The sequence below is a fragment of the Actinomycetospora sp. C-140 genome, from assembly GCF_054796175.1.
On the sequence record NZ_JBTWNF010000024.1, the window covers coordinates 90,023 to 107,622 of the forward strand.

Genomic DNA, 17,600 nt, shown 5'->3' on the forward strand with positions numbered 1-17,600 from the left:
CGTCACCCCGGGAACGAGCGAAGGCACCTTCGCTCGACGACAACCGAGCGAAGGTGCCCTTCGGTCAGGACCCCGCTACGTGAGCACGACGGAGTGGCCGAGCACTCCGACGCGCCCACCGGCGCGGAGCGCACCTAGCCCTGCATCTGCTTCTGCATCTCCTCGACGACAGAGGGGTCGACGAGCGTGGACGTGTCGCCCAGCTCCTCGCCTTCGGCCAGGTTCTTCAGCAGACGCCGCATGATCTTGCCCGACCGCGTCTTCGGCAGGTCGTTGGCGAAGATCACCGACGCCGGGCGGGCCAGCTTCCCGATCGACTGGGCCACCTGCTCGCGCAGCGCCTGCTCCAGCTCCTCGGTGCCCTGCTTGTCGCCCTTGAGCGACACGAAGGCGATGATCGCCTGGCCGGTGTCGTCGTCCTTGCGCGCCGCGACGGCGGCCTCGGCCACGTCGGCGTGCTCGACCAGCGCGCTCTCCACCTCGAAGGTCGAGAGGCGGTGGCCCGAGACGTTGACGACGTCGTCGATGCGACCCATGAGCTGGATGTCGCCGTCGGCGTCGTACTTGGCGCCGTCACCAGCGAAGTACGCATCGGAGTACTTCGACCAGTACGTGTCCTTGAACCGCTCGTCGTCCTTGTAGAGCGTGCGCATCATGCCCGGCCAGGGCTGGGTGAGCACGAGGTTGCCGGTCTGCTCGACGTCGAGCTGGTTGCCCTCGTCGTCGCGGATCTCGGGCCGCACGCCCGGGAACGGCTGCTGCGCCATGCCGGGCTTGAGCGTCGTGATGCCCGGCAGCGGCGTGATCAGGATGTGCCCGGTCTCGGTCTGCCACCAGGTGTCCATGATCGGCGCCTTGCCGCCGCCGACGTGCTCGCGGTACCACTCCCACACGTCGGGGTTGATCGGCTCGCCGACGCTGCCCAGGATCTTGATCGAGGACAGGTCGTGGCCCTCGAGGTGCTGCTCGCCCGCCTTCATGTGCGACTTGATCGCCGTGGGCGAGGTGTAGAGGATCGAGACCCCGTACTTCTCGATGATCTTCCACCACACGGCCTTGTCCGGGTAGCCGGGGACGCCCTCGTAGAGCACCGAGGTGCACGCGTTGGCCAGCGGGCCGTACGTGATGTAGCTGTGCCCGGTGATCCAGCCGATGTCGGCGGCGCACCAGTAGACCGAGTCGTCCTTCACGTCGAAGACGAGGTTGTGGGTCGTCGTGACGCCGAGCAGGTAGCCGGCCGTCGTGTGCACGACGCCCTTGGGCTTGCCGGTCGAGCCCGACGTGTAGAGGAGGAAGAGCAGGTCCTCGGACTCCATCGGCTCGCACGGGCAGCTCTCGGGGTCGTCCGAGACGTTCGCCGTGAGGTCGTGCAGGTAGACGTCCCGGTCGTTCATCGGGATGTCGGCGCCGCTGCGCCGCACCACGACGATCTTCTCGACCGTGGTGGGGCCGGCGTCCAGGCCTTCGTCGGCGTTGGTCTTCTGCGCGCCGGCCTTGCCGCCGCGCATCGCCTCGTCCTGGGTGATGAGGACCTTGCACTCGAGGTCGTTGCAGCGCTCGGCCACGGCCTTGCCGCTGAACCCGCCGAACACCACGGTGTGGGGCGCGCCGAGCCGGGCGCAGGCGAGCATCGCCACGACGGCCTCGGGGATCATCTGCATGTAGATCCCGACCGGCACGCCCTTGCCGACGCCGAGCTCCTTGAGGCCGTTGGCCATCTTCACGACCTCGCGCTGGAGCTGCGAGAACGTGATGTCGCGGGCCTCGGACGAGTCCGGGCCGTCGTCGGGCACGACGTGCAGCGCGACCTTGTCGCCCTTCCCGCCCTCGACGTGCCGGTCGACGCAGTTGTAGCAGGCGTTGAGCTTGCCGCCGACGAACCACTTCGCGTACGGCAGCTGCCAGTCCAGGACCTGGTCGTAGTCCTCGAACCAGTCCAGGCGCTGCTTGGCCTGCTCGTCCCAGAACGTCTCGAGGTCCTGCTCCTTCATCTCCGGCCGGACGTTGGCCGTCTTGGACAGCTCCGGGTCCGGCGGGTAGGTCTTCCCCTCGCTGGTCTGTTCCGACATCCGCGTAAGCCTCCCGGTCGTCGTCCCCGGGCACCTCCCAGCGTCTGGACGCGTGGTGCCCCGGTGCTGTGTGCGCAGCGTCATGCACAACCCCGACCTGTGACAACGGTGCGTTCGGAGGGGTCGCGGACAGGGTGGCGAGGACCGACTGCCGCAGCAGTGTGACGATCTCCCCGTGCCCGGACGCGACCACCCCGACGCAGAACGTCGCCGTTCGGACGGTGTCGTGGCTCCACATGCCCGAATGTGGCGTGGCTTACGCACCGCGCTCGTCCGGGGAGGTTTCACCGTCGACGGCGTCAGCGCGCTGCTGGGGTCGACGGCCCGCGCCGCGCTCGACCGCGGCGAGACGACCCCGGCCCGCCGCGCCGTCCGGGACGCCGGCGACGCGGGCACGCTCGTGCGGCTGTTCCTGCTCGGCGACGCCGTCGACCGGGCCGCCGTCGACGCCGCGCTCGAGCCCGTGGAGGTCGCCGACGCCGTGGCCGCCGGCCTGCTGAGCGAGGAGGACGGCGGGGTGTCGGCCGCGCTCGACCTGCGCCCGCACGGGGACGCCGCCCTGCCCGACGCGCCGCCGTGGTGGGTGCTCTCCGACCTCGAGGTCGGCCCCGCCCTGCGCACCGCGGGCCGGGAGCACGTCCTCGGCACGGGGGCGGCGTCGCTGTCGCTGGCCCGCGCCACCGTGCGCCGGCCGGTGGACGCCCTGCTCGACGTCGGCACGGGATGCGGGGTGCAGGTCCTGCACGCGTCGGGCCACGCGGCGCGGATGACCGCCACCGACGTCTCCGAGCGGGCCCTCGCGATGGCACGGGCGACGTTCGCGCTCTCCGGTGTCGACGCCGAGGTGCTGGCCGGCCCCTGGCTGGAGCCCGTCGCCGGGCGCCGCTTCGACCAGATCGTCAGCAACCCGCCCTTCGTGCCGGGTCCGCCGCAGGTCGAGCACGTCTACCGCGACGCGGGGCTCGGCGGGGACGGGGCGTCGGCGCTGCTCGTCGGGGCACTGCCGGCGCACCTCACCGAGGGCGGCGTCGCGCAGCTGCTCGCGTCGTGGCTCATCACGTCCGAGGACTGGACGGAACGCCCGCAGGCGTGGCTCGCGGAGGCGGCGCGGTCGGCCTCCCCCGGCGGGCTGGACGCGTGGGTGGTGCAGCGCGACGTCGCCGACCCCGCCCTGCACGTCGGCACCTGGCTGCGCGACGCGGGCGTCGACCCGGCCTCGCCCGAGGGCGCCGGGCTCTCCGAGCGGTGGCTCGACTTCCTCGCCGCCGGGGGTGTCGCCGCCGTCGGCTTCGGGTTCGTCACGCTGCGCCGGACCGCGCCGGACGTGCCCGGGACCGTCGTGTGCGAGGACCTGCGCCAGTCCCACGACGACCCGCTGGGCCCCGAGATCGAGGCGTGGCTCGACCGCACGGCCTGGCTGGCGCGGCACCCCGGCGCGGCGCTGCTCGACGTGCGCCTGCGCGTGCCCGACACCGTCGCCCTCGAGCGCGGCCTGGTCCCTGCCGACGAGGGATGGGAGCCGGTCGCCGCGACGCTCGTGCGCCTCGACGGCCCGCAGTGGCGCCACGACGTCGACGAGCTCGGCGTCGCCCTGCTCGCGGGGTGCCGCGGGTACCTGCCGCTGCGCGATCTCGTCGAGCTCCTGGCCGTCGCCCACGGCCGCGACGCCGACGAACTCGCGGCGGCCGCGCTGCCCGTCGTCCGCGACCTCGTGCACCACGGGATGCTGGTGCCCGCGTCGTGAGGGCAGCGCCGTGAGAGCCGTCGTGAGCCGCGTGACGTCCGCGCGCGTGGTGGTGGACGGCGAGGTCGTCGGGGAGCTCGACGGGCCCGGTCTGCTCGTCCTGCTCGGGGTGCACCGCGACGACGGCCCCGACGCGCCGGCCACGATGGCCCGCAAGCTCCACGAGATGCGCCTGCTGCGCGACGAGGAGTCGTGTGCCGAGACCGGCGCTGGGCTGCTCGTGGTCAGCCAGTTCACCCTCTACGGCGACACCCGCAAAGGCCGCCGGCCCTCGTGGTCGGCGGCCGCGCCGCCCGCCGTCGCGCACGACGCCGTCGACGCCGTCGTGGCCGCGCTGCGGGGGCGCGGGGCGAGCGTCGCCACCGGGAAGTTCGGCGCCGACATGCGCGTTGAGTCGGTCAACGACGGCCCGTTCACCGTGCTGGTGGAGATCTGACGGAGTTGCCTCCGGGTGGCGCGTGCCATGCGTCAGGCACGCCACATCGGGCTACCCCTCCGTTGTATCCCAGTTCGGGAACGAACGCCGCCCCCGACGCGTTCGACCAGATGACGCGGCGCCCCAGCACCTTCGCGCCGCGCAGGGAGGAAGCAATGACGGCGACACTCGCACCGCAGACCGGCCCCGAGGCGGCCGTGCCCGCCGGGCCTGCTGAGAGCGATCTCGACGCCCAGGGCCCTGCGGCGGACCTCGTCCGCGTCTACCTCAACGGTATCGGAAAGACCGCGCTCCTGACGGCCGCCGACGAGGTGGAGCTCGCCAAGCGCATCGAGGCGGGCGTCTACGCCGCGCACCTGCTCGAGGACTCCGCGGACATGGACGGCCAGCGCGCCGCCGACCTCCGGGCCGTGGCCCGCGACGGCCGCCGCGCCCGTGCCCACCTGCTCGAGGCCAACCTGCGCCTGGTCGTCTCGCTGGCCAAGCGCTACACCGGCCGCGGCATGCCGCTGCTGGACCTCATCCAGGAGGGCAACCTCGGTCTGATCCGCGCGGTCGAGAAGTTCGACTACACCAAGGGCTTCAAGTTCTCGACCTACGCCACGTGGTGGATCCGCCAGGCCATCACCCGCGGCATGGCCGACCAGGCCCGCACCATCCGCCTGCCCGTCCACCTGGTCGAGCAGGTCAACAAGCTGGCCCGCATCAAGCGCGACATGCACCAGACCCTCGGTCGCGAGGCGACCAACGAGGAGCTGGCCGAGGAGTCGGGGCTGACGCCGGAGAAGGTCGCCGACCTCCTCGACCACAGCCGCGACCCCGTCAGCCTGGACATGCCGGTCGGCTCCGAGGAGGAGGCCCCGCTCGGGGACTTCATCGAGGACGCCGAGGCCACCGACGCCGAGTCGACGGTCATCTCGGGTCTGCTCCACGACGACATGCGCCGCGTCATCGCGACGCTCGACGAGCGCGAGCAGAACGTCATCCGGCTGCGCTACGGCCTGGACGACGGCCAGCCCCGCACGCTCGACCAGATCGGACGCCAGTTCGGGCTCTCCCGCGAGCGGGTCCGCCAGATCGAGCGCGAGGTCATGGTCAAGCTCCGCGACGGCGACCGGGCGCGCCGTCTGAAGGCCTACGCGGCCAGCTGACGGGGATCTCCGGGGACGCAGCGTGACCGGATCGGTCACGTTGCGGCCGCCCGAAGTTCGCATTGACGGAGACTCGCCGGTAACGGCAGTCTGAATCACACGGGCCGGGTGTGATCGCACTCACGTGGAGCGCACCGGTCCGGCCAACCACGAGGCGAGCAGCGCGCGACGCGGCCCGCCGGCGACGGGAGACCGGGACGGTCGGGGGCCGGCCCGGTCTTCCGGCTTTTCCTAGGGCACCGCACCCGTGAGGACCACCGGGCGCTCCCCCAGCGGCCCGTCGAGGGTCACCTCGAGCGGCGGGTACACGAGCTCGCGCGTGCACGGTCCGGGGCCGGTGCTGAACTGCACCACGCGCAGCACCACCCGGTCGGCCCCCTGCTCGACGACCTCCACGCGCGCGTCGGTGCACCCGCCGGCGCGGCCGTAGACGCCCACCACCCGGTCGCCGCGCGTCCACACGAGCGTCGGGAGCCCGACGGGCAACGCGGTCGCGTCGACGCGCTCCGCCGCCAGGGCGGTCGCCCCCGCCGGCGGCGTGGCGACGAGCGGGTCGGGCGTCGCGGGCGCCGGGCGGTTGGACGGCGGCGGCGCACCCGTCGGGATGGTCGGCGGGACGCCCGGGGACGACGGGGGCTGTTCCGGCGAGCCGCCCGACCCGCACCCCGTGGCCAGCAGCACGATCGCCGTGAGCAGGCCGAGGCGCAGGGTCGTCGGGAGCATCGGTGCGCGGCGCATGGTCCCTCCGACCGTAGGGCGGACCGTCCCTGTGCGCGCCCGCGACGCGGTCACTCCTTCGATGGTGCGCTCCGCGCTCGTGAGCACTTCGGAGTGCTCCGGCACTCCGAAGTGCTCACGTGCGCCGGAGGCGCACCTCAGCGCAGGCGGCGGGGACCGGCGTCGCGGGGACCCGGCGGCGGGCCGAGGGTGACGGTGACGCCGGTGGGGTGGGCGCCGCGGTCCGCGGCCAGCACCGGGTCGAGCACGAGCGACCGGATCTCGGGCACGGCGTCGGCGAGCACGCCGATCCGCAGCACGAGGTCCTCGAGCGCCGGCAGGTCCGCGCGCCGTGCACCCCGGTAGCCGTCGAGCAGCGGCGCGGCGCGGGGCGCGCGCACGAGCGTCGCGGCGTCCATGGTCGACAGCGGGGTGGCGCGGTAGGCGCGGTCGCCCAGCAGCTCCCCCACCACGCCCGCGAGGCCGAACGACACCAGCGACCCGAACGACGGGTCGTCGCGGATCTCCACCACGCACGGGATGCCGGGCGGCGCCTGGACCTGGACGTAGACCTCGTCCGAGCCCGACAGGTCGACGAGCTGCTCGTAGGCGCTCGCGATCGCCGAGGACTCAGTCAGGCCCACGTGCACCCCGCGCAGGTCGGTGCGGTGGCGCCACCGGCGGTCGGCGGTCTTGAGCACCACCGCGCCGCCCAGCTCCTGGGCCGCGGCGACCGCGTCGTCGGCGGAGCGCACCCGCCGGAACGGGGCGACGACGACGCCGACGCAGCGCAACAGGGCGTCGGCCTGCTCGTCGGAGAGCAGGGTGCGCGGTGCGGGCGCGAGCTCGTCGACGAACGCCCGCGCGGCGTCGACGTCGACGTCGGAGGGGACGACGAAGTCGCCGACGGGGCGCGAGCGCCACTGCGTGTAGCGCACCGCCCTGGCCAGCGCGAGGACCGCGCGCTCCGGGCTCGGGTAGGACGGGATGCTGCCCCGCTGGGGGCCGGCGTCGTGGTGCTCGCCGCCGTGGCCGTTGCCCCGGCCGTCCTCCTCGGCGCGCACCGTCAGCACCTCGGGCACGCCCTCGGACGCCAGGAACGTCGAGACCACCGGCTTGTCGGCGCCGCGGACGGCGTCGGCGAGGGCCTGGGCGTGGTCGGTCGGGTCGGTGGTCACCGCCGGGACGAAGACGACGACGAGGGCGTCGCACTGGTCGTCGGTGAGCAGGTCGGTGACCGCCTCGCGCAGCTCCTCGGCGCCGCTGGCCGTGCCCAGATCGACCGGGTCGCGGGCCAGGAAGAGCCCCTGGGCCAGGACGACGTCGGCGGCGAGCACGCCGAGCGCGGTCGAGTTGCCGACGATCCCGACGCGCGGGCCCGGTGGCAGCGGCTGGTGGGCCAGCAGCTGGGCGGCGTCGAAGAGCTCGTCGACGGAGTCGACCCGGATGACCCCGGACTGGTCGAACACCGCCGCCACCGCGGCCTCGTCGATCGGCTGGGTGCTGGCGGCCAGCCCGGGCGCGGCGGCGACGTGGCGCCCGCTCTTCACCGCGACGACGGGCTTCTGCCGGGCCAGCCGGCGGGCGACGCGGGCGAACTTGCGCGGGTTGCCGAAGGTCTCGAGGTAGAGCAGCACGACGTCGGTGTCGGGGTCGGTGTCCCAGTACTGCATGAGGTCGTTGCCCGACAGGTCGGCACGGTTGCCGGCCGAGACGAACGACGACAGCCCGAGACGGCGGTCCGCGGCCGCGGCCAGGATCTGGATGCCGAGCGCGCCGGACTGGCAGAAGAACCCGACGCGGCCCGGCGGGGGCAGCACCGGCGCCAGGGAGGCGTTCAGCGACACGTCCTCGGCGAGGTTCACCACGCCGAGCGCGCTCGGGCCGACGACCCGCATCCCGTTCGCGCGGGCGTCGGTGACCAGCTCGCGCTGGGCGGCGAGCCCGCTGGGCCCGGTCTCGCCGAAACCCGAGGTGATGACGACGAGCGCGCGCACGCCCTTCGAGAGGCAGGCGTCGAACACGCCCGGCACCTCGTCCGGCGGCACCGCCAGCACCGCGAGGTCGACGTCGTCGGGGATGTCGGTGACGGTCGGGTACGCCCGCACCCCGCGCACCGAGCGTGCCTCCGGGTGGACCGGGTAGACGGGCCCGGTGAACCGGCCGCGCAGCAGGTTCGCCAGGACGACGTGGCCGATCTTCGTCTCGTCCGGCGAGGCGCCGACGACCGCGACCGAGCGCGGCGAGAGGACGTTCGCCACGCTGCGGGCCTCGGCGCGCTGCTCGCGGGCGTGCTGGACCTCCCGGGCCCGCGAGGTCGACGCGACGTCGAACTCCAGGTGCAGCGTCGAGCCCTCCAGGGCCCGGCTGACCTCGAACCCGGCGTCGCGGAAGACCCGCACCATCTGGTGGTTCTCGGTGAGGACCTCGGCGACGAAGCGCGTCAGGCCGCACTCCCGCGCCGCGGCCGCGAGGTGCTCCAGGAGGATCGAGCCCAGGCCGCGGCCCTGGTGGTCGTCGCGGACGACGAACGCGACCTCGGCGGCCGACGACTGCGCGAGCCGCACGTAGCGCCCGATCGCGATGATCTCCCTGCCCAGCCAGAGCACGAGCGCGACGCGGTCGTGGTGGTCGACCTCGACGAAGTTCTTGAGGTCGCGCTCGGGGATGTGCGGGTAGGGGCTGAAGTAGCGGAAGTAGCGGGTGCGGTCCGAGAGCTGCCCGTGGAACGCGACGACGGCGTCCGCGTCGTCGGCCGAGATGGGCCGCAGGTGCGCGGTCGCCCCGTCGGAGGCGACGACGTCGGCCTCCCAGTGCGCCGGATAGGGCGCGTCGGGGACCGCGCGGACCTCCGCGGTGGCCGCGTCGGGGTCAGCCGTCTCGGTCGTCGACTCGGTCGTCGACTCGGTCATCGACAGCCCCAGGGGGATCGGTGTGCCCGCGGGTCAGTCACGGCTGTCCGCGGGGTCGAGACCGTGCAGCGGGAACACCGCGCGCCGCGTCTCGAGCAGGAACGGGTCGACCTCGACCTCGGTGAAGCCGCCCCACGGCTCGAAGTCCGTCGGGGCCTCCTCGGTCATCGAGGTCGGCAGCGGACGGCGGGTCTTCTCCGTCGCGTAGGAGGTCCAGTCCGCCGGGATCGGGCGGTGCGGCTCGACGTCGCGGTCGAGGACCGTCGCGAGCAGGTGCGTCCACGAGCGCGGCACGGCCCGGAAGAGGCCGTAGCCCCCGCCGCCGAGGGCGAGCCACTTGCCGTCGCTGTGCTCGGCCGCGAGCCGCCGCAGGCTCTGGTAGATCGCGCGGTGGCCGTCGACCGAGAGCGACAGCTCGGCCAGCGGGTCCTCGTGGTGGGTGTCCACGCCGCACTGGGTGACCAGGATCTGGGGCCGGAACGCCCGCAGCAGGCCCGGGACGACGGCGTGGAAGGCCCGCAGCCAGCCGGCGTCGCGCGTGCCGGGCGGCAGGGCGAGGTTGACCGCGGACCCGGACGCGGCGCCCGCACCCAGCTCCGAGGCGAACCCGGTGCCGGGCCACAGGGTGCGCGGGTGCTGGTGCATCGAGATCGTCAGCACGCGGTCGTCGTCGTAGAACGCCTTCTGCACGCCGTCGCCGTGGTGGACGTCGGTGTCGATGTAGCAGATGCGCTCGTAGCCGTGGTCGAGCAGCCACGAGATCGCGACGGCGCAGTCGTTGTAGACGCAGAAGCCCCAGGCGTGGTCGGCCATGGCGTGGTGCAGGCCGCCGGCGATGTTCACCGCGCGGTCGGCGCGGCCCTCGGCGATCTCGCGGGCGGCGGCGATCGACCCGCCGCACACGAGCGCGCTGGCCTCGTGCATGCCCTCGAAGATCGGGTTGTCGGTGGTCCCGAGCTGATGGACCGGGTCGTCGCCACCGGTGGGCGCCCGCCGGACGGCCTCCAGGTAGGAGGCCAGGTGGATGCGCTCGACCTCCGCGTCGGGCGCCGGCGTCGGCACCATCGGCTCGATCCCCTCGAGCACGCCGAGCGTGCGCGCGAGGCGCATCGTGAGGTCCAGCCGGACGGGGTGCAGCGGGTGGTCCTCGGAGAGCTTGTAGCCGAGCAGGCTCTCGTCCCACACGACGGCCACGCGGGCCGGATCCACCGTCGGCACCCCGGAGCTCGTCACGCCCCGACCGTACCGGCCGCGGTCACGCCCCGGTCTCGACCGGCCGCCCCGTCCCGCACCAGTGCGACCAGCTGCCGACGTAGAGGCCGGCGGGATCCTCGGGTGGGCGCAGCCCCGCGTGCTCGAGCCCGAGCACGAGCATCGCCGCGCTGACGCCCGACCCGCAGTAGGCGCCGACCGTGCCGGCCCCGTCCACGAGCGGGCGCAGCACCTCCGCGGCGCCCTCGGGGTCGCGCCAGTGCCCGTCGGCGACGAGCGCCGCCGCCGGCGCGTTCGCCGCGCCCGGGACGTGGCCCGCGACCGGGTCCAGCGGCTCGGTCTCGCCGCGGAAGCGCTCGGGCGCCCGCCCGTCGAGCAGGACGGCCTCCCCCGACCCGGCGACGCCCGCGGCGTCGTCCGCGGTGAGCACCGGCATCGAGCCGGTCGTGATCTGCAGGCTGCCCGGCCGGCGGACGCCGGTGCCGGTGGTGGTGACCTCGCCGCCGGCCGCCACCCACGCCGGGAAGCCGCCGTCGAGCACCGCGACCCGGTCGTGGGGCAGGCCGGCCCAGCGCAGCACCCACCACGCCCGCGCCGCCGCCATCCCGTCGCCGCCGTCGTAGACGACGATCTCGCCGCCGCGGTCGGCGCCGGCGCGCTGGAGCGTCTCCTCGAGGACGTCGGGATCGGGCAGCGGGTGGCGCCCGGCCGGGCCGGGCGGGCCGGCGAGCTCGGTGTCGAGGTCGACGTAGACCGCCCCGGGGACGTGGCCGGCGTCGTGCTCGACGAGGCCGGGCGGGTCCTCCCGCGCCGCCGCCTTGCGCTCCTTGGCGTTCTTCGGCGGCGGCCGCAGCGTCCACCGCACGTCGAGCACCACCGGGCGCCCCTCCTCGCGCCCGAGGGCATCGCGGAGCCAGGCGACGGGCACGACGGGGGTGGGTAGTGGACCCGGCGAGGTGGCCATGCTGCGATCGTGCCCTGCCGCACGGCGTCTCCGCCGTCCGGTGTCCGATCTCGTCGGTAGGATGGCGTGGCGGAAAGGGGTGGGCATGAACGACCTCATCGACACCACCGAGATGTATCTCCGGACGATCTACGAGCTCGAGGAGGAAGGGGTCGTCCCCCTGCGAGCCCGCATCGCCGAGCGTCTGGAGCAGAGCGGGCCCACGGTGAGCCAGACCGTCGCGCGCATGGAGCGCGACGGTCTCGTCCACGTGGCCGGCGACCGCCACCTCGAGCTCACCCCCGGCGGCCGCGCCAAGGCCGTCGCCGTCATGCGCAAGCACCGCCTCGCCGAGCTGCTGCTCGTCAACGTCATCGGCCTCGAGTGGGAGCACGTCCACGTCGAGGCGTGCCGCTGGGAGCACGTCATGAGCGACGCCGTCGAGCGCAAGCTCTTCACGCTGCTCGGCGAGCCCTCGGTCTCCCCGTACGGCAACCCCATCCCCGGTCTCGAGTACCTGCGGGGCAACGAGGCCGACCCCGAGGTCACCGCCCCCGCCCGCACGCCCACCCCCGACGAGGCCGGCCTCGTGCGGCTCGACGAGTTCGCCCGCAGCGGCGGCGGCAAGGTCGAGGTGCGCCGGATCGCCGAGCACATCCAGCTCAACGAGCGGCTGATGGCCGACCTCAAGAGTGCGGGCGTCCTGCCGGGCAGCGACGTCGACGTCGTGGCGATCCCGCGCTTCGGCGACGCGGTCGGGGTCGGGCACAAGGGCGCCAACGCCTCGGTCGACCCGCTCGTCGCCCACGCCGTGCTGGTGCGCGCGCAGTAGCCCCTCCGCACGCCCCCGCACCGGGCGGGCCCGGCTCCGCCCGGCACACTGACGGTCATGACGTTGGTGGTCACGGGCGGGGCGGGATACGTCGGCAGCGTGTGCGCGCGGCACCTGCTGGACGCGGGGCACGACGTGGTGGTCGTCGACGACCTGTCGACGGGCCACCGCGACGCCGTGCCCGACGGGGTCCGCCTCGTGGTGGGCGACGTCGCCGAGACGGCCGACGACGTGCTCGGCGGGGGTGACGTCGACGGCGTGATCCACTGCGCGGCGCGCTCCCTGGTCGGCGAGTCGACCGAGAAGCCCGCGAAGTACTGGCACGGCAACGTCGTCACCACGATCGCCCTGCTCGACGCCCTGCGCCGCCACCGCGTACCCCGCCTGGTGTTCTCGTCGACCGCGGCGACGTACGGCGAGCCCGAGACCTCGCCGATCACCGAGGACGCGCCGACGCGGCCCACCAACACCTACGGCGCCACCAAGCTCGCCGTCGACCACGCGATCGGCACCTACGCGGCGGCCGCGGACGGGGAGTTCCGGGCGGTGAGCCTGCGCTACTTCAACGTCGCGGGCGCGCACACGGGCACCTCGGGCGCCACCGGAGTCCCGGCCCTCGGCGAGCGGCACACGGTCGAGACCCACCTCATCCCGCTCGTGCTCCAGGTCGCGCTCGGGCAGCGCGACGAGATCGCGGTCTACGGCGACGACTGGCCCACCGCGGACGGCACCTGCGTGCGCGACTACATCCACGTCGACGACCTCGCCGACGCCCACCTCCTCGCGCTGGATCTGCTGGCCCGGGGCGACGGGCCGGCCGGCGGTCACCTCGTCTGCAACCTCGGCAACGGCACCGGGTTCTCGGTGCTCGAGGTGATCGAGGCCTGCCGCCGGGTCACCGGGCACCCCATCCCGGCGCGGGTGGCGCCCCGGCGGGCGGGCGACCCCGGTGTGCTCGTGGCCTCCTCGGCCCGGGCGCAGGCCGACCTCGGGTGGAAGCCCACCCACACCGACCTCGACGGCATCGTCGCCGACGCATGGGCGTTCGCCCGCTCCCGGACCTCGTGACCGCGCTGGTCCTCTTCGACCTCGACGGCACCCTGGTCGACTCGTCGCCCGGCATCGCCGCCTCGCTCGCCGCCGCCGCGGACGGCGCCGGCGTGCCGCGCCCCGACGCCGACCAGGTGCGCGCGCTGCTCGGTCCGCCGTTCCCGCAGGCGTTCGTCGACGTCCTCGGCCACGACCCCGCCACCGCCGAGGCGATGATGGACGTCTACCGGGAGGTGTACGCCGCGGGCGGGCTCTACGACGTCACCGTCTTCGACGGCGTCCCCGCGATGCTGACCCGGCTCGCCGCGGCCGGCCACCGGCCGGCCGTCACCACGAGCAAGCCGGACGTCTACGCCCGCGAGGTGCTGCGCCACGTCGGGCTCGACGCGGCGTTCGACGCCGGCGTCTTCGGCGCCACCCTCGACGGGTCGCTGGCCGGCAAGGCCGCCGTCGTGGACCTCGCGCTGCAGACGTGCGACGGGCCGGTCGTGGCGCTCGTCGGTGACCGGCACCACGACGTCGACGGCGCCCACGCCCACGACCTGCCCGCCGTGGGCGTGACCTGGGGCTTCGGCGGCGCCGCCGAGCTGCGGGCGGCCGGGGCGGACCACCTCGTCGACTCCCCGGCGGCGCTCGGGGAGCTGCTCGAGCAGCTCGCCGCGGTCTGCCCCGCCCGCTGAGCGAACTCATCCGGCCCGTCCCCGCAGCTGCGCCGCGGCCTCCGCGCTCGACTCCCGGACGAGCGTCCGCAGCGCGTCGGGACCCATCCCCGAGGCGAGCAGGGAGTCGATCAGCCGGGTGAGCCGGTGTCCCGGATCGGCGGCGAGAGCGCGGTCGAGCGCGACCGTCACCAGCGCCGATCCCCCGCGGACGAGCAGCGCGCACGCCAGCAGGATCGCCGGCTCGGCGACGTCGGGCTCCGGCAGCGCCCGGACCAGCTGCGTCCACAGCCGCTCGGCCGCGTCCGCGACCGCCTCGTCCGGATCGAGCGCCCACCCCATGACGGTGTCGCGCACCCCCGGGTCGCCGAGGGCCACGGCGAGGCGCGCGAGCTCCTCGTCACCGAGGGCCCGGCCCGCGGCGACCTCGTCGCGGGCCGCGACGACCGCGGCCAGGTCGCGCCGCGCGGCGGCGGGCCCGCCGAGCTCGCGGTCGAGCCGGGCCGCCTCCCGCTCGGCGCGGACCAGCTCGGGCAGCCGCGGCGGGACCGCGGGCGCCAGCGAGCCCGCCATCTCGTCGCGGGACGCGTGGGTGACCCGGCCGCGCCACGCCATCTCGGCCGCGAGCGGCGAGTCGTCCGGGGACGCCACGGCGCCGGCACAGTCGCACGGCGGGTAGCACCGCCACCGGACGCCGGCGGCGATGCGCGGCACCCACAGCCGGGAGCGCACCGGGATCCCCCGCTCGCCGAACGCCGCCGCGACCGCCGCGACGACGTCCGGCCGGGGCGGCTCGTCGTCGTGTGCCGGCTCCGCCACGACGATCGCCACCACCTCCTGGGGCCCGCTCGACGCGACCGGCGTGGCGCACCCCGCCGCCAGCGCCTCGACGTCGCCGGGAGCCGGCAGGTCGGCGCGTGCCACGACGCCGAGCTCGCGGCGACGTCCCCGCCCGTGGACGGCCACGAGCACGATCGAGGCCTCGGGCGTGAAGCCGAGGAGGGGCGGGACCGCGGCGATCAGCTCACCGGGGTCGTGGACGCGGAGCCGGACCGACGGGGAGCCGGCGCGGGACCGACGGGCGGGGCCGGAGGGACGAGGGCGGTGGTCGGTGCTCACACCGGTTCCGACGCAGCGGGGATCCCGACGGATCCCGCGGATTCGCAGCCTGTGGACAACTCGGGCGGAGTTCGCACGCCCGTCACCCGGCCCGGCTTGCCCGGGCCGACACCGGCGGCGAGGCTGGGCGCGTGCACCCGGTGGATCCCGCGACGGACTCCTCACCCGACGACGCGGAACAGACCGCGCCCTCCGCGCGCCGCGACTACGACCTGCTCGTCCTGGGCTCGGGCCCTGGTGGGCAGAAGGCGGCCATCGCGGCCGCGAAGCTCGGGAAGCGGGTCGCGGTCGTGGAGCGCCGCGGGATGGTCGGCGGGGTCTGCACCCAGACCGGCACGATCCCGTCCAAGACGCTGCGCGAGGCCGTCCTCTACCTCACCGGCTACGCGATGCGCGGGCTCTACGGCGAGAGCTACCGCGTCAAGCAGGACATCACCGTCCAGGACCTCCTGGCCCGCACCCACTTCGTCATCGGCCGCGAGGTCGAGGTCATCCGGGCGCAGCTGCAGCGCAACCGCGTCGACCTGCTCTCCGGGGAGGGACGGTTCGTCGACGAGCACACGGTCGAGGTCGTCGGCGAGCGCCGCGGCGAGCACCAGGCCGTCACCGCCGACCGGATCGTCGTCGCGACCGGGACCCGGCCCGCGCGGCCGCCGGAGGTGGAGTTCGACGACCGTCGCGTCGTCGACTCCGACGGCATCCTCGCGATGGACACGATCCCGGCCAGCATGGTCGTCGTCGGCGCCGGCGTGATCGGCATCGAGTACGCGTCCATGTTCGCCGCGCTCGGCACCCGCGTCACCGTCGTCGAGAAGCGGCCGCAGATGCTCGACTTCTGCGACGCCGAGGTCGTCGAGTCGCTGAAGTTCCACCTGCGGGACCTGGCGGTGACCTTCCGGTTCGGCGAGGAGGTCGCCGGGGTCTCGGTCTCCGACCGCGGCACCGTGACGCGGCTGGCGTCGGGCAAGAAGATCCCGGCCGAGACGGTCATGTACTCGGCGGGGCGCCAGGGCGTCACCGACGAGATCCGGGTCGAGCGCGCGGGCCTCGAGGCCGACGCGCGGGGGCGCATCAAGGTCGACGAGCACTACCGCACGGTGGTGCCGCACATCTACGCCGTCGGCGACGTGATCGGCTTCCCCGCGCTCGCGGCGACCTCGATGGAGCAGGGGCGGCAGGCGGCGTACCACGCGTTCGGCGAGCCCGTGCACTCCATGACCGACGTGTCGCCGTACGGGATCTACACGATCCCGGAGGTCAGCTACTGCGGCGCGACCGAGGCCGAGCTGACCGAGAAGTCGGTCCCGTACGAGGTCGGCATCTCGCGCTACCGCGAGCTCGCCCGCGGCCAGATCGTCGGCGACGACTACGGGATGCTCAAGCTCCTGGTCTCCCCCGAGACCCACGCGCTGCTCGGCGTGCACGTGTTCGGCACGTCGGCCACGGAGCTGGTGCACATCGGCCAGGCGATCATGGGGTGCGGCGGCACCGTCGACTACCTGGTCGACGCGGTGCTGAACTACCCGACGCTCTCCGAGGCCTACAAGGTCGCCGCGCTCGACGCCACGAACAAGATCCGTGCCCTCGAGCAGTTCGCCTGAGCCCGGCTGGGCGCGCTCGCGGTTCTCCCTGCCGCGGGCGCCCGACGGGTCCGACGCGGTCTACCTCGCGGGCAACTCGCTGGGCGCACAGCCGCGGGCGGCCCGGGACGCGGTGCTGTCGGCCGTCGACGACCAGTGGGCCCGGGTGGGGGTGGCCGGCTGGGAGGACTGCGGCTGGTGGGCGACGCCGCAACGCCTCGGCGACCGGGTGGGTGCGCTGGTCGGGGCCGCGCCGGGGCAGACCGTCGTCGGCGACTCGACGTCGGTGCAGCTCTTCGGCGCGCTCGTCGCCGCCGCGCGGCTGCGGCCGGGACGTTCGGTGCTGCTCTCCGACGCCGGCCACTTCCCCACCGACCGCTACCTCGCCGCGTCGGTGGCGCGTCTGACGGGACTCCGGCTGGTGACGTCCTCGCCGCAAGCGATGGCGCCGGACGCCGACACCGCCGTCGTGGCCGTGCCCGCGGTGGACTTCCGGACCGGGGAGCGCTGGGACCTCGGCGCCGTGGTCGAGCGCGCCCACGCCGCGGGCGCGGTCGTGGTCGCCGACCTCTCGCACGCCGTCGGCGCGATGCCCGTCGCCCTCGACGCCCTCGGCGTCGACCTCGCCGTCGGCTGCACGTACAAGTACCTCAACGGCGGGCCGGGCGCCCCCGCGTTCGCCTACGTCGCCGTTCGCCACCACGACGCCCTCGACCCGCCGCTGACCGGCTGGACGGGCCACGCCGACCCGTTCGGGATGACCGAGGAGTGGACGCCCGCACCCGGTGTCGCACGGCTCCGGGTGGGGACCCCGCCGATGCTCTCGATGCTCGCCCTCGACGGGGCGCTCTGGGTGTTCGACGACCCCGACGCCCCCGAGCTCACCGGTATCCGGGCCGCCTCCCTGGCCCTGGGCGACGCCTTCCTCGCGGCGCTGCCGGCCGGCGTCGACGTCGTCACCCCGCGGGAGCACGGCCGCCGCGGCGGGCACGTCGCGGTGCGCGTGCCCGACGCCGAGGCCCGGTGCGCGGCCCTGGCCCGGCGCGGCGTCGTCGTCGACGCCCGGCCCCCGGACCTGCTGCGCTTCGGCTTCGCGGCGCCCTACGTCACCGTCGACGACGCCCGCACCGCGGCCCGGGAGCTCACCGCCGTGCTGGGCTGAACGTCGTACGGGGT

The 17,600-nt window shown here is 74.7% G+C and carries 14 protein-coding genes; 8 read left to right on the plus strand and 6 right to left on the minus strand.

Going from position 1 to position 17,600, the window contains the following annotated elements; genetic code table 11:
- Positions 1-134: 134 nt before the first annotated feature.
- On the minus strand, positions 135-2,069 hold the full coding sequence (gene acs, locus ACR9E3_RS29510) for an acetate--CoA ligase (RefSeq protein WP_460384450.1): 1,935 nt from the start codon (positions 2,067-2,069) through the stop codon (positions 135-137).
- Positions 2,070-2,313: 244 nt separating this feature from the next.
- On the opposite strand from acs, the gene ACR9E3_RS29515 reads away from it, so the two are divergent.
- The 3 genes from ACR9E3_RS29515 to ACR9E3_RS29525 all read left to right on the plus strand — a co-directional run bounded on the left by ACR9E3_RS29515 (position 2,314) and on the right by ACR9E3_RS29525 (position 5,400).
- Entirely contained in the window at positions 2,314-3,813 is a 1,500-nt protein-coding gene (locus ACR9E3_RS29515) for a DUF7782 domain-containing protein (RefSeq protein WP_460384451.1), read from the plus strand.
- Between the two features lie 10 nt (positions 3,814-3,823).
- Positions 3,824-4,249 (plus strand): D-aminoacyl-tRNA deacylase, encoded by a 426-nt coding sequence (gene dtd / locus ACR9E3_RS29520; protein WP_460384452.1) that lies wholly within the window; start codon positions 3,824-3,826, stop codon positions 4,247-4,249.
- Between the two features lie 155 nt (positions 4,250-4,404).
- Positions 4,405-5,400 carry a sigma-70 family RNA polymerase sigma factor gene (locus ACR9E3_RS29525; RefSeq protein ID WP_285649824.1) on the plus strand — a complete coding sequence of 332 codons (996 nt, stop codon included), beginning with the start codon at positions 4,405-4,407 and terminating at the stop codon, positions 5,398-5,400.
- A gap of 231 nt (positions 5,401-5,631) precedes the next feature.
- On the opposite strand, the gene ACR9E3_RS29530 is transcribed toward ACR9E3_RS29525, so the two are convergent.
- The 4 genes from ACR9E3_RS29530 to ACR9E3_RS29545 all read right to left on the minus strand — a co-directional run bounded on the left by ACR9E3_RS29530 (position 5,632) and on the right by ACR9E3_RS29545 (position 11,205).
- Positions 5,632-6,138 carry a hypothetical protein gene (locus ACR9E3_RS29530; protein WP_460384453.1) on the minus strand — a complete coding sequence of 169 codons (507 nt, stop codon included), beginning with the start codon at positions 6,136-6,138 and terminating at the stop codon, positions 5,632-5,634.
- 137 nt (positions 6,139-6,275) lie between these two features.
- The gene (locus tag ACR9E3_RS29535; protein WP_460384454.1) at positions 6,276-9,029 is read right to left on the minus strand and encodes a bifunctional acetate--CoA ligase family protein/GNAT family N-acetyltransferase; all 2,754 of its coding nucleotides are present in this window, start codon (positions 9,027-9,029) and stop codon (positions 6,276-6,278) included.
- Between the two features lie 33 nt (positions 9,030-9,062).
- Positions 9,063-10,262 carry an acetoin utilization protein AcuC gene (locus ACR9E3_RS29540; RefSeq protein WP_460384455.1) on the minus strand — a complete coding sequence of 400 codons (1,200 nt, stop codon included), beginning with the start codon at positions 10,260-10,262 and terminating at the stop codon, positions 9,063-9,065.
- A gap of 22 nt (positions 10,263-10,284) precedes the next feature.
- Positions 10,285-11,205: a sulfurtransferase gene (locus tag ACR9E3_RS29545; protein ID WP_460384457.1), complete on the minus strand. Its 921-nt coding sequence runs from the start codon at positions 11,203-11,205 to the stop codon at positions 10,285-10,287.
- 85 nt (positions 11,206-11,290) lie between these two features.
- Here ACR9E3_RS29545 and ACR9E3_RS29550 point away from each other — a divergent pair, with 85 nt between their 5' ends.
- From ACR9E3_RS29550 to ACR9E3_RS29560, 3 genes are read left to right on the plus strand one after another with little or no spacing between them, the layout of a single operon-like run.
- Entirely contained in the window at positions 11,291-12,016 is a 726-nt protein-coding gene (locus ACR9E3_RS29550) for a metal-dependent transcriptional regulator (RefSeq protein WP_460384458.1), read from the plus strand.
- Positions 12,017-12,073: 57 nt separating this feature from the next.
- The gene (galE, locus tag ACR9E3_RS29555) at positions 12,074-13,084 is read left to right on the plus strand and encodes a UDP-glucose 4-epimerase GalE (protein WP_460384459.1); all 1,011 of its coding nucleotides are present in this window, start codon (positions 12,074-12,076) and stop codon (positions 13,082-13,084) included.
- A complete protein-coding gene (locus tag ACR9E3_RS29560) occupies positions 13,054-13,746 on the plus strand; it encodes an HAD hydrolase-like protein (protein WP_460384461.1) in 693 nt (230 codons plus the stop codon). Before galE ends, ACR9E3_RS29560 begins: the two co-directional genes overlap by 31 nt.
- A 6-nt stretch (positions 13,747-13,752) precedes the next feature.
- On the opposite strand, the gene ACR9E3_RS29565 is transcribed toward ACR9E3_RS29560, so the two are convergent.
- Positions 13,753-14,844 (minus strand): DUF4192 domain-containing protein, encoded by a 1,092-nt coding sequence (locus tag ACR9E3_RS29565; protein ID WP_460384462.1) that lies wholly within the window; start codon positions 14,842-14,844, stop codon positions 13,753-13,755.
- A 140-nt stretch (positions 14,845-14,984) separates the two neighbouring features.
- On the opposite strand from ACR9E3_RS29565, the gene sthA reads away from it, so the two are divergent.
- Together sthA and ACR9E3_RS29575 are read left to right on the plus strand one after the other, a co-directional pair.
- Positions 14,985-16,445 carry a Si-specific NAD(P)(+) transhydrogenase gene (gene sthA / locus ACR9E3_RS29570; protein WP_460384469.1) on the plus strand — a complete coding sequence of 487 codons (1,461 nt, stop codon included), beginning with the start codon at positions 14,985-14,987 and terminating at the stop codon, positions 16,443-16,445.
- Entirely contained in the window at positions 16,423-17,586 is a 1,164-nt protein-coding gene (locus ACR9E3_RS29575) for an aminotransferase class V-fold PLP-dependent enzyme (protein WP_460384464.1), read from the plus strand. Before sthA ends, ACR9E3_RS29575 begins: the two co-directional genes overlap by 23 nt.
- Positions 17,587-17,600: the final 14 nt, after the last annotated feature.

Bases quoted from the DNA above. Each gene is read 5' to 3' on its own strand.
- ACR9E3_RS29545 (WP_460384457.1), bottom strand. From the start codon at position 11,205: ATGGCCACCTCGCCGGGTCCACTACCCACCCCCGTCGTGCCCGTCGCC.
- acs (WP_460384450.1), bottom strand. From the start codon at position 2,069: ATGTCGGAACAGACCAGCGAGGGGAAGACCTACCCGCCGGACCCGGAG.
- ACR9E3_RS29560 (WP_460384461.1), top strand. From the start codon at position 13,054: ATGGGCGTTCGCCCGCTCCCGGACCTCGTGACCGCGCTGGTCCTCTTC.
- ACR9E3_RS29525 (WP_285649824.1), top strand. From the start codon at position 4,405: ATGACGGCGACACTCGCACCGCAGACCGGCCCCGAGGCGGCCGTGCCC.
- galE (WP_460384459.1), top strand. From the start codon at position 12,074: ATGACGTTGGTGGTCACGGGCGGGGCGGGATACGTCGGCAGCGTGTGC.
- ACR9E3_RS29530 (WP_460384453.1), bottom strand. From the start codon at position 6,138: ATGCGCCGCGCACCGATGCTCCCGACGACCCTGCGCCTCGGCCTGCTC.
- ACR9E3_RS29550 (WP_460384458.1), top strand. From the start codon at position 11,291: ATGAACGACCTCATCGACACCACCGAGATGTATCTCCGGACGATCTAC.
- ACR9E3_RS29535 (WP_460384454.1), bottom strand. From the start codon at position 9,029: ATGACCGAGTCGACGACCGAGTCGACGACCGAGACGGCTGACCCCGAC.
- ACR9E3_RS29515 (WP_460384451.1), top strand. From the start codon at position 2,314: ATGTGGCGTGGCTTACGCACCGCGCTCGTCCGGGGAGGTTTCACCGTC.